Below are 11,308 nucleotides of genomic sequence, written 5' to 3'. Positions count from 1 at the left end.
CCCCATGGCTCCGGGCCCCCCGCGCCGCCACCCCGGGTGTCGATCCGGCGGCCATGACCCCGTGGCCGGATCGGTCGGATCCCACCGAGCCGATCGACGCCGTGACGACCGAGATCCCGCGTGTCGGGCCGGCGAAGCCGCCCGCGGGGAGCTCCATCGGCCGGGCCAGCAGCCTGATGGCCGTGGCCAGCCTGGTCAGCCGCGTCACCGGGTTCCTGCGCCAGCTCGCGCTGGTCGCGGTCCTCGGGCTGGCGGTGGTTAACGACTCGTACACGGTGGCGAACACGCTGCCGAACATCGTCTACGAACTGCTGCTCGGCGGCGTGCTGACCAGCGTGATGATCCCGCTGCTGGTGCGCGCGCAGACCCACGATCCGGACGGCGGCGAGACCTACACCCGGCGGCTGCTCACCATCGCGGGGACGGCGTTGTTGCTGGCCACCGCGGTCGCCATGCTCGCCGCGCCGCTGCTCACCCGGCTCTACCTGGGCTCCGACGACTCGGGGACGGCCAACCCGGACCTCGCCACGGCGTTCGCCTACCTGCTGCTGCCGCAGATCTTCTTCTACGGGATGGGCGCGCTGCTCGGCGCGATCCTGAACAGCAAGGGCGTCTTCGGACCGTTCGCCTGGGCCCCGGTGCTCAACAACGTGGTCGTGCTGATCGTGCTGGGCGTCTACGCGCTGGTGCCGGGGGCGATCAGCCTGGACCCGGTCCGGATGGGCGACGCCAAGCTGCTCGTGCTCGGCCTCGGAACGACGCTCGGGATCGTGGTGCAGGCGGTCGTGCTGCTGCCGTCGATGCGGCGCATCGGGTTCCGCTACCGGCCCGTCTGGGGCTGGGACCCGCGGCTCACCGCGGCGGGCGGGCTCGCCCTGTGGGTGGTCGCGTACGTGCTCATCGGCCAGGCCGGTTACATCGTCACCACCCGGGTGGCCTCCTCGGCCGCCGAGGGCAGCGTCGCCATCTACACGAACGCGTGGCTGCTGCTGCAGGTGCCGTACGGCGTGCTGGGCGTGTCGCTGCTGACCGCGCTGATGCCCCGGATGAGCCGGTCGGCCGCCGACGGCCGGATGGACGCCGTGATCGACGACCTGTCGCTGGGCAGCCGGCTCTCCGCGGTGTTCCTGATCCCGATCTCGGCGCTGCTCACGGTGTTCGGCACGTCGGTCGGCGTCGCGCTGTTCGCGCTGCGCGCAGGCAACCTCGACGGGGCGGAGCGGCTGGGCGCCACGCTGGCGGCGTCGGCGTTCGGACTGCTGCCGTTCGCCATCGTCATGCTCCAGCTGCGGGTCTTCTACGCCGTCACCGACAGCCGTACCCCGACCCTGATCCAGCTGTTCATCGTCGGAGTCAAGATCCCGATGCTGCTGGCGTGCCCGCTGCTGCTCACGCGGGAGGACGTGGTGCTCGGGCTGGCCGCGGCCAACGGCGCATCGTTCCTCTTCGGCGCGGTGCTCGGCCAGTTCCTGCTCATCCGGCGACTCGGCCGACTGCGCACCGGAGAGATTTTGATCACTGTCCTGAAGACGATGCTGGCGTCGGTGGCGGCCGCGCTGGCCGCGGCCGGCGCGGCCGCGCTGCTCACCGCGGGTCCGATGCGGGACTGGACCCCGGTGCCACGTGCATGGATCACCCTGGTGGTCGCGGTCGTGGTCATGACGCCGGTGACGTTGCTGGCCATGCGACTGCTGCGGACCGGTGAGCTCGCGCCGCTGTGGCGCCGACTCGCCCGGCTCGCCGGGAGCCGCAAACCTCGTCGTGAAACGTCCGCCTGACGTAGGCTGCGTGCGGGGTGGACGGGATCCGGGCGGCTGTTGAGGGGGAGGTCAGCGCGGTGGGCGGGCAGACGGAACAAGGGCCCACACTGACGCGCAGCCTCGGCCAGGCAGCGACCGCTCAGGTGCCCGAGCAGACCCGCCCCGCCGACGAGGTCACGTCGCGCCCGAAGCGCCCCGCCTCACCGTCCGCGCCCACGTCCGCGGACACCACGGCCGGATCGGTCCTCGCCGACCGCTATCGCCTGATCAGCCGCGTGGGCTCCGAGCTCGCCGCGGGCGCCGAGTTCTGGCGGGCCGAGGACACCATCCTGCAGCGCGACGTCGCGATCACGTTGCTGCGCCGGCTCGCCCCGGACCCCCACTCCGACGACCCCGAGGGCGCCACCCGGGCCGGCGAGATGATCGTCCGCGCACTGCGCTCCGGGTGCTTCGAGCACCACGGCTGCGCCCGGCTGCTCGACGTGCTCGCCCCCGGTGCATCCGGCATCCCCGACGACGTACTCGGTGCCGCGGTGGCGGAGTGGGTGCCGGGGCGCAGCCTCGGCGAGACGATCACGGCCGGGCTGATCAAGCCGCTGGCCGCCGCCCGGATGGTGGAGCCGCTCGCGGCCGCTGCGGAGGCGGCGCACCGGCAGGGCCTGGTGCTCGGCTGTGACCATCCGCAGCGCATCCGCGTCACCCCGGACGGCCGCGCGCAGTTGGCGTTCGTGCTGCCCCGCCCCGGCGTGCGACCCGCTGACGACGTGCGCGGCCTCGGTGCGGTGCTGTACGCGCTGCTCACCTCGCGCTGGCCGCTGTCGGGCAGCGACGCCGCCCAGGCCGGCCTGGGCGCCGCCGTCCCCGGCGAGGGCGGAAACTACCCGGCCCCGTCCACGCTGCGCCCGGGCGTGCCCGTGGAGCTCGACGCGCTGACCAGCGGAACGCTCGGCTCCGACGGCGCTCCCGGCCGCGTGCACACCGCGGCCGCCGTGCACAAACTGCTCGCCGAGGTGGTGGCCGAGGACGACCGTGCCGCCCTGTTCCCGCCGGTGCACGACGGGGTGCCGTCCGCGCCGGGTGACGTGTGGCAGGACGAGGGACGGGCCGTGCGCCCGGTCGACCCGGAGCGGCGCCGCAAGCTCGCGATCGGACTGTGCGTCCTCGGTGCCGGCATGCTGATCGTCTTCGGCTACCTGGGAGTCCAGATCGGCTCGCTGTTCGGCGATTCCGGCGGGCCGCGGATCGTCGTGGGCAACTCGGCCGCGCCGCCCGCCGCACCGGCGGCGGCTCCGGCACCGGCACCCGTCGGCGGGTCGACGGCCATCCAGCCGGCCACCGTCGAGGTCTACGACAACACCGGCGACAAGGACAACGCCGGGCGGATCTCCCGGGTGATCGACGGCGACCCGACGACCAGCTGGCGCACCTACATCTACAAGCAGCAGTTCCCGACGCTCAAGCCCGGCGTCGGGGTCATGGCCTCGTTCGTGTCGCCGGTGCAGCTGTCCAGCCTGTCGATCGACTCCCCGAGCGACGGCACGATCGTGCAGATCCGCTCGGCGCCCAGTGCCGACGCCGACTTCGCGGACACGGTGCCGATCGCCCAGGCCACCCTGAACTCGGGGGTCACCCAGATCTCGCTGGCCCAGAGCCAGCCGGTGCAGCACCTGCTGGTGTGGATCACGAAGCTGAGCGGTGGCAACGACCAGTACGTCACCGAGATCAACGAGATCACCTTCCAGCGGGCCGGCGACTGAGCCTGCGGCGAGCGGCGGCATGAGTTCGGCCGAACGCCCACGGGGAACGGTCACCGCGGCCTAGTCTCCGCCTCGTGTCCGCCACACCCCGATCCGACATCGAGCTGGTGGCGGCGCACCGCGGCGGCGACCGGCACGCCTTCGACGAGCTGGTCCGCCGGCACGGGGACCGGCTCTGGGGTGTGGCGGTGCGGACCCTGCGACACCGCGAGGACGCCGCCGACGCCGTGCAGGAAGCCCTGGTCGCGGCCTACCGGCGGATCGACGGCTACCGCGGGGAGGCGTCGGTGAGCGCGTGGCTGCACCGGGTCGTTGTGAACGTGTGCATCGACCGGATCCGCCGGGAGCGGGTGCGGCCGACGGTGCCCTGGCCCGAACGCGACATCGCCGCCCGCGGCCCGGATCCGGTACTCGAGGTGACCACGCGGATGGCCGTCGACGACGCGCTGGCGCTGCTTCCCGCAGAGCAGCGGGTGGCGATCGTGCTGGTCGACGTGCAGGGTTACCCGGTGGCCGAGGTCGCCGAGATCCTGCAGGTCGCTCCGGGGACGGTGAAGAGTCGCTGCGCGCGCGGCCGCGCCCGGCTCGCCGTGCTGCTGGGCCATCTGCGGGAGGTGGACGCATGACCTCCCGCAACGATCCCGACGTGGCACGCCTCGCCGCCCTGGACGCCGGCCTGCTCGACCCGCAGCAGGCCGCCGCGGTGCGCGCCGCGGCGGCCGCCGATCCACGGGCGACGGCGGTGCTCGACGCCCTGGCCGCCACCCGGGCCGAGCTCGCCACGCAGCCACGCCCGGCCCTGCCGCCCGACGTCGCTTCCCGGATCGCCGCCGCGCTGGACGAGGTGGACGCCGGGGCGGGCGCGAATCAGCCGCAGCCCGCCCAGCCCTCCGGGCAGCGCAGCCCCGGCACGGACGCCCACGAGGTCCAGCGGCCCCACCGGCGGTCTCCCCGCCGGTGGCTGGCCGCCGCCGCAGCGGTCCTCGCCGTGGCCGCGGCTGCAGGTGTCGGCGCCCTGGTCACCCGTTCGCCGGGCGCCGGGACCGCAACCCCGGTACTGGCCCTCAGCGCGCGGGACCTGGCTGCCGCCGGGCCCGCCGCCGCCGGTACCGCCGACCTCGGGGCGCTCGCGGACCCGGCCCGCCGGGCCGGCTGCCTGCGGGCCGTCGGGGTGAGGGCGCCGGCCGGCCCCGTGCTGGGCGGGCGCCGGGTCGTCCTCGACGGCAGGCCCGGTGTTCTGCTCGTGCTGCCGACGGGCATCCTGGGGTCCTTCCGGTTGGTCGTCGTCGACCCGGGCTGCGGGCCCGACGCCGGAACCCTGTTCGCCGATCAGATCGTGCCCCGGTGATCGCCGCCACCGGCGCAGGTACCGTCGTCGGGCGGCGGGAATGTCCGCTCCTAGGATCGTGTTGAGCGGACCGAGTGGCGGTCGGCGGGCTCAACCCGACCGTCCCAGAGCCACAGCGGCGAGGAAGGAAGGCCAGCGGTGACCACCGACACGGTGCACGAGCTGATCATCATCGGGTCCGGCCCGGCCGGATACACGGCGGCGATCTATGCGGCCCGAGCCCAGCTCGCCCCTCTCGTCTTCGAGGGCTCGCAGTTCGGCGGTGCGCTCATGACGACCACCGAGGTCGAGAACTACCCCGGTTTCGCCGAGGGCATCATGGGCCCGGAGCTCATGGAGCAGATGCGCAACCAGGCCAAGCGCTTCGGCGCGGACCTGCGCCCCGAGGACGTCGAGGCCGTCTCGCTCGAGGGCGAGATCAAGGAGGTCACGGCCAACGGCGTGACCTACCGCTCGCGGGCGGTGATCCTCGCGATGGGTGCCTCGCCCCGGTACCTCCACGTTCCGGGCGAGCAGGCGCTGCTCGGCCGCGGGGTGAGCTCGTGCGCCACCTGTGACGGGTTCTTCTTCCGCGACCAGGACATCGCCGTCGTCGGCGGTGGCGACTCCGCGATGGAGGAGGCCACCTTCCTGACCCGGTTCGCCAAGTCGGTCACGATCATCCACCGGCGCGACGAGTTCCGGGCCTCGAAGATCATGCTCGAGCGGGCCAAGAACGACCCGAAGATGAAGTGGAAGACCAACGCCGAGGTCAGCGAGGTCAAGGGCGACGGTAGCGTCTCCGGGCTGCGGCTGCGCGACACCCACACCGGCGAGGAGTCCGACCTGGACGTGACCGGCATGTTCGTCGCGATCGGGCACGATCCGCGCAGCGAACTGGTGCGCGGCGTCCTGGAGACCGACGAGAACGGCTACGTGAAGGTCACGTCGCCGAGCACGAAGACCGCGCTCGCGGGCGTGTTCGCCTGCGGCGACCTGGTCGACCACACCTACCGGCAGGCCGTCACCGCGGCCGGTTCCGGCTGCGCCGCGGCGATCGACGCCGAGCGCTGGCTCGCCGAGACCCCGGTGCCGCCGGAGCAGGCCGGGGGTGGCTACGCCCCGGCCCGCCCGGACGTCGCCGCGGTCAGCAACTGACGCTCCTCGTATCGCTTCGCCCGATCGGACGCCCCCGACCGGTTCGACCATCCGTGTGAAAGGAACATTCCTGATGGGCAACAACACCGTCGACGTCACCGACGACTCGTTCGACGCGGACGTCCTGAAGAGCGAGAAGACCGTTCTGGTCGACTTCTGGGCGACCTGGTGCGGGCCCTGCAAGATGGTCGCCCCGGTGCTGGACGAGATCGCCGGCGAGCACAGCGAGAAGCTGACCGTGGCCAAGCTGGACATCGACGCCAACCCGGCGACGGCCCGTGACTACCAGGTGATGTCCATCCCGACGATGATCGTCTTCCAGGACGGGAAGCCGGTCAAGCAGATCGTCGGCGCCAAGCCGAAGGCCGCCCTGCTGTCGGACCTCGCCGACTACCTGGGCTGATGCCGCCGGGGCCACCCCGGCCCGCCCCCGCGTGTCCCGGTCGATCACGGCCGGGACACGCCTGTTCACGCCCCGCTGTCCTCCGGTCGCGGCACGGCAGGGCACAATAGACGGCGGTCGGCGCGGGTTGGCCGACGATGACGCCAGGGACGGACTCAGCCGCATTGCGGCGTAACGATGATCGAGCGAGGGGTGCATGCAGCTGCTCCGCCGCGGGGACAGCGGTCCGGCGGTCGTCGAGATCCGGGCGATGCTGCGGGGGTACGGCCTGCTGGCCGACGCCTCCGACGGCAGCGGCTGCCCCGGGACCGCAGCAGACAGCCATTACGACCTCGATGTCGAGCACGCCGTCCGCGCGTTCCAGCAACGCCGCGGGCTCATCACCGACGGGATCGTGGGTCCGGCCACCTACCGCGCGTTGCGCGAGGCCAGCTGGACCCTCGGTGACCGCATGCTGGCACTGATGATCTCCTCGCCGATGAGCGGCGACGACGTCGTCACACTGCAGGAGCGCCTGCTCGAACTCGGCTACGACGCCGGCCGACCCGGCGGCGTGTTCGACGAGCAGACCGAGCAGGGCCTGCGTGCGTTCCAGCGCGACTACGGCCTCGTCCCCGACGGCGTGTGCGGGCCGCAGACCCTGCGCGCGCTGCGCCAGCTCGGCCGCAAGGTCACCGGCGGACGTCCGGGCCTGCTGCGCGAGCAGGAGCTGCTGCGCCGCGCGGGCCCGCGGATGCGCGGCAAGCGCATCGTCATCGACCCGGGGCACGGGGGCAGCGACCGCGGTGTGACCGTCGCCGGGGTCACCGAGGCCGACCTGATGTGGGACCTGGCCCGCCGGCTCGTCGGCCGGATGTCGGCCACCGGCATGGAGGCGTTGCTCTCCCGTCGGGAGGACACCTGCCCGCCGGAGGCCGAGCGCGCCGCGTTCGCCAACACCACCGGCGCCGACCTCGTGCTGTCGCTGCACACCGACGCGAACCACAGCATGCACGCGCAGGGCCTCGCCACGTTCCACTTCGGCAACGGCTCCGGGGCGACCTCCACGGTGGGGGAGGCGCTCGCCGGCCTCATCCAGCGCGAGCTGCTCATCCGCACCTCCATGGCCGACTGCGGCACCCAGCCGCGGACGTGGGAACTGCTGCGACTGACCCGGATGCCCACCGTGCGTGTCGAGGTCGGCTACCTGACCAACCTCGGCGACCGGCGCAAGCTGCTCGACCCCGCCTTCCGCGATGTCGTTGCGGAGGGCATCCTCGTCGGCATCAAGCGGCTGTACCTGCTCGGGCAGGACGACCAGCCGACGGGCACGTTCACCTTTTCGGATGTATTGGCCCGAGAACTGGGCCGAAACGAAGCTCGGGCGATTTAGAGGCCTCGTCGGGCCCCTCTGTCACGGAGCATTCCGAGGGGCCCGCAGCGGCCGCTACAGAGCGCCCTCAGATCGTCACAGCGCGGCGTTCGAGTCGCGATCAGAAGTTCGCCCGGGCCGGCACCTGGGGCTCCACCGGGGCCGCGGCCTGCATCGGGATCGTCACCGAGCCGAGAATCTGCTCCAGCGCCGCCTCGACGTCTTCCTTCCACGTCATGGCCGCCCGCAGTTCCATGCGCAGCCGGGGCCACCGCGGATGGGGGCGGACGGTCTTGAAGCCCACCCCGCGCAGGAACTCCACCGGGACCACGCAACTCGGTTCCGTGCCCGGCCGCGCGTCACCGAAGACCTCGATCGCCTTCACCCCGCGCCGGGTCAGATCCTTCACGACGGCCTGGGCGAGCATTCGGCCCAGCCCCTCACCGGCGAACTCGGGCATCACCTGCATCGTGGTCAGCAGCACCGCGTCGGCGCTCACCGGACCGGTCGGCATCTCCGCGGCCCGCGGCACCGCGGAGGGGGGCGCGTACATCACGTAGCCGGCCGGGACCCCGCGCACGTGGACAATCCTCCCGCAGGAGCCCCACTCGAGGAGCACGCCGGAGACCCACGCCTCCTTCTCCAGGTCCGTCGACCCGAACTCGACCGCCTGCTTGCCGAGGTGATCGGAGAGTTCCCAGAACACGCAACTGCGACAGCGCTTGGGCAACTCGTCCAGGTTGTCCAGAGTGATGCCCGCCACGTGCCAGGACAAGGCGACCTCCGGCGGCTGAAGGTGATGTCGATCGCCGCCGCCCGATGCGCCGACACCCGAGCTTAGATCGATACAGGACCGCCCCGACACCCCATCTGCTGCGACCGGCGTCTCAGCCTCGCCGAAGGGCAGGGTCTTCCCTCGACCTGGTTACACTCATTCGGTCCGGTTGTCATCCGTCGCGAGCCCGGGGAGGGTCCGCCCGTGCCAGTCCCGAGCCCAGCAGAGCCCGAACGCCAGCTGCCCGTCGCCGGCACCGAGGCCGGGGGAGCGCACCCGGTGGTGCCGCCGACCGAGCGCTTCGCGGTGCGGACCGCCGGTATGACGGCGTCGGAGATCCGGGCGCTGTTCTCGGTCGCGAGCCGGCCGGAGGTCGTCTCGCTCGCGGGTGGCATGCCCAACCTCGCCGCCCTTCCCCTCGACGCCCTGTCGGTCGAGGTGGCCGACCTCGTCGCGCGCGAGGGCCAGGTCGCGCTGCAGTACGGCTCCGCCCAGGGCGTGCCCGCGCTGCGCGAGCAGATCTGCGAGGTCATGCGGCTCGAGGGGATCAACGCCGACCCTAACGATGTCGTCGTCACCGTCGGCTCCCAGATGGCGCTGGACCTCGTCACCCGGATCTTCTGTGACCCGGGTGACGTCGTCCTGGCGGAGGGTCCGTCCTATGTCGGGGCGCTCGGCAGCTTCGCCGCCTACCAGGCCCGGGTCGTGCACGTGGCGATGGACGAACACGGCCTCGATCCCGACGCGCTGCGCGACGCCCTGCGCACGCTCGCCGCGAAGGGGATCACGCCGAAGTTCCTGTATACGATCCCGAACTTCCACAACCCCGCCGGCGTGACGCTCGCCGTCGAGCGCCGGACCGAGGTGCTGGAGATCTGTGCGCGGTACGGCGTCGGCGTCGTCGAGGACAACCCGTACGGCTTGCTCGGGTTCTCCGGGCGGACGTACCCCGCGCTGCGGTCCATGGATCCCGGCGTGATCTACCTCGGTTCGTTCTCCAAGACGTTCGCCTCGGGCCTGCGGGTGGGCTGGGCGCTGGTACCGCCTGCGGTCCGGGACCGGCTCGTTCTGGCCGCCGAGTCAGCCACGCTGTGCCCGCCCAGCTTCAACCAGATGCTCGTGTCGCGGTACCTCGATGGGCACGACTGGCGCAGCCAGATCAAGACGTTCACCGAGGCCTATCGCGACCGTCGGGACGCCATGCTTGCGGCGCTGGAGACCTACCTGCCCGACGGGTGCAGCTGGACGACCCCGGACGGCGGTTTCTACGTCTGGCTCACCGTTCCCGAAGGCGTGGACACCAAGGCGATGCTGCCGCGGGCGGTCACCGCACGGGTCGCGTACGCATCCGGCACCGGCTTCTACGCCGACGGGCTGGGGAGCCGGCAGCTGCGGCTGTCCTACTGCTACCCGACGCCGGAGCGGATCACCGAGGGCGTGCGGCGACTGGCCGGCGTGCTGGAGGCCGAGCTCGACGTGATGCGGACGTTCGGCTCGCCCGCGCGCCTCACGCCGACGCCACCGGCCGTCAGCCGGGGGCCGCAGAGTCCCTCGCCCGACACGGCCTGACCCGCGGGTCGCGGTTTCCTGCGCGACCGAGTGGGGTGCGCCCGCTGCACCGGCATGGCGCAGAATGCCCGGGTGAGCGAACGAACCGTCGCGGTACTGGCCGGTGGGTTGTCCCATGAGCGGGAGGTGTCCCTGCGGTCGGGCCGCCGCCTCGCGGGTGCGCTGCGCGCGGTCGGCACGACCGTCCGGGAATGGGACGCCGACGCCGCGCTGATCGAGCGGCTGCGCACCGAGCGCCCGGATGCCGTCGTGATCGCGCTGCACGGTGGCGAGGGGGAGAACGGCGCGATCCAGGCGGTACTGGAACTGCTGGATGTGCCGTTCGTCGGTACTCCCGCACCTGCATGCCGCCGCGCCTGGGACAAGCCCACCGCGAAGGCCGAGTTCGCCCGTGCCGGCCTGAACACCCCGGATTGGATCGCGCTGCCGCACGCCACCTTCCGCGAACTCGGCGCTCAGGCGGTCCTCGACGCGATGGTCGAGCGGCTCGGCCTGCCGCTCATGCTCAAGCCCGACCAGGGTGGCTCGGCGCTCGGCGCGCAGGTCGTGTCGAACGCGACGGACCTTCCCGCCGCGATGGTCAGCTGCCTCGCCTACGCCGACACCGTGCTCGCCGAGCGCTTCGTAGCCGGCACCGAGGTGGCCGTGTCCGTGGTGCACGACGGCCCGGAGCCGCGAGCGCTGCCGCCGGTGGAGGTGGAGGCCCACGGCGGCATCTACGACTACACGGCGCGCTACACGCCCGGCGCGACGAAGTTCCACTGCCCGGCCCGACTCGATGCCGCGATGCTCGACCTGCTGCGTGAGACCGCACTGGCTGCGCACCACCTCCTCGGCCTGCGGGACCTGTCTCGGATGGACGCCGTGGTGGATACCGAGGGGCGGGTTCAGATCCTCGAGGTGAACGTCTCGCCCGGAGTCACCGACACCTCGCTGCTGCCGACCGCGGTGGCCGCAGCCGGAATGGACCTGGGCCGGCTGTTCGCGACGCTCGTCGAACGCGCGGTGGAGCGGTCCCGCGGCTGACCGGCCCTGCGCCGAGCCGATGGGACGGCGATCCCGTTCGCGCTGTCGTTGCACTGCTGTCGTTGCACTGCTGTCGTTGCACTGCTGTCGTTGCACTGCTGTCGTTGCACTGCTGTCGTTGCACTGCTGTCGTTGCACTGCTGTCGTTGCACTGCTGTCGTTGCACTGCTGTCGTTGCACTG

10 protein-coding genes are annotated in these 11,308 nt (G+C 72.3%); 9 read left to right on the top strand and 1 reads right to left on the bottom strand.

Translation table 11 applies throughout. The features are described from left to right. Positions 1–53 precede the first annotated feature (53 nt). From murJ to HF526_RS33450, 7 genes are all read left to right on the top strand, one after another. Positions 54–1,778: a murein biosynthesis integral membrane protein MurJ gene (gene murJ, locus HF526_RS33480; protein ID WP_420821680.1), complete on the top strand. Its 1,725-nt coding sequence runs from the start codon at positions 54–56 to the stop codon at positions 1,776–1,778. A gap of 59 nt (positions 1,779–1,837) precedes the next feature. After that, positions 1,838–3,517, top strand: a complete 1,680-nt coding sequence (locus tag HF526_RS33475; protein ID WP_211178181.1) for a protein kinase family protein — start codon at positions 1,838–1,840, stop codon at positions 3,515–3,517. 74 nt (positions 3,518–3,591) lie between these two features. After that, on the top strand, positions 3,592–4,143 hold the full coding sequence (sigM, locus tag HF526_RS33470) for an RNA polymerase sigma factor SigM (RefSeq protein WP_169385668.1): 552 nt from the start codon (positions 3,592–3,594) through the stop codon (positions 4,141–4,143). Further along, a complete protein-coding gene (locus HF526_RS33465; protein WP_169385667.1) occupies positions 4,140–4,865 on the top strand; it encodes a hypothetical protein in 726 nt (241 codons plus the stop codon). Before sigM ends, HF526_RS33465 begins: the two co-directional genes overlap by 4 nt. A gap of 138 nt (positions 4,866–5,003) precedes the next feature. After that, positions 5,004–6,002, top strand: coding sequence for a thioredoxin-disulfide reductase (gene trxB, locus HF526_RS33460; protein WP_169385666.1), 999 nt, complete (start codon positions 5,004–5,006; stop codon positions 6,000–6,002). Between the two features lie 73 nt (positions 6,003–6,075). Further along, entirely contained in the window at positions 6,076–6,405 is a 330-nt protein-coding gene (gene trxA / locus HF526_RS33455; RefSeq protein ID WP_169385665.1) for a thioredoxin, read from the top strand. Positions 6,406–6,601: 196 nt separating this feature from the next. After that, positions 6,602–7,777 (top strand): N-acetylmuramoyl-L-alanine amidase, encoded by a 1,176-nt coding sequence (locus HF526_RS33450; RefSeq protein ID WP_169385664.1) that lies wholly within the window; start codon positions 6,602–6,604, stop codon positions 7,775–7,777. A 100-nt stretch (positions 7,778–7,877) separates the two neighbouring features. Here the strand turns inward: HF526_RS33450 and HF526_RS33445 are convergent, their stop codons facing one another. Next, positions 7,878–8,531, bottom strand: a complete 654-nt coding sequence (locus tag HF526_RS33445; protein WP_169385663.1) for a GNAT family N-acetyltransferase — start codon at positions 8,529–8,531, stop codon at positions 7,878–7,880. Positions 8,532–8,771: 240 nt separating this feature from the next. Between HF526_RS33445 and HF526_RS33440 the strand changes: the two genes are divergently transcribed. Together HF526_RS33440 and HF526_RS33435 are read left to right on the top strand one after the other, a co-directional pair. Beyond that, a complete protein-coding gene (locus HF526_RS33440) occupies positions 8,772–10,100 on the top strand; it encodes an aminotransferase-like domain-containing protein (RefSeq protein ID WP_239029472.1) in 1,329 nt (442 codons plus the stop codon). A gap of 72 nt (positions 10,101–10,172) precedes the next feature. Continuing rightward, positions 10,173–11,126 carry a D-alanine--D-alanine ligase gene (locus HF526_RS33435; RefSeq protein WP_169385662.1) on the top strand — a complete coding sequence of 318 codons (954 nt, stop codon included), beginning with the start codon at positions 10,173–10,175 and terminating at the stop codon, positions 11,124–11,126. The last annotated feature ends 182 nt before the right edge of the window (positions 11,127–11,308 follow it).

This window comes from Pseudonocardia acidicola, assembly GCF_012911935.1.
Classification (GTDB): Bacteria; Actinomycetota; Actinomycetes; order Mycobacteriales; family Pseudonocardiaceae; genus Pseudonocardia; species Pseudonocardia acidicola.
The sequence above is the reverse complement of the archived record's forward strand: the minus strand, read 5'-3'. Positions and strand labels throughout refer to the sequence as shown.

Bases quoted from the DNA above. Each gene is read 5' to 3' on its own strand.
- murJ (WP_420821680.1), top strand. From the start codon at position 54: ATGACCCCGTGGCCGGATCGGTCGGATCCCACCGAGCCGATCGACGCC.
- HF526_RS33465 (WP_169385667.1), top strand. From the start codon at position 4,140: ATGACCTCCCGCAACGATCCCGACGTGGCACGCCTCGCCGCCCTGGAC.
- trxA (WP_169385665.1), top strand. From the start codon at position 6,076: ATGGGCAACAACACCGTCGACGTCACCGACGACTCGTTCGACGCGGAC.
- HF526_RS33450 (WP_169385664.1), top strand. From the start codon at position 6,602: ATGCAGCTGCTCCGCCGCGGGGACAGCGGTCCGGCGGTCGTCGAGATC.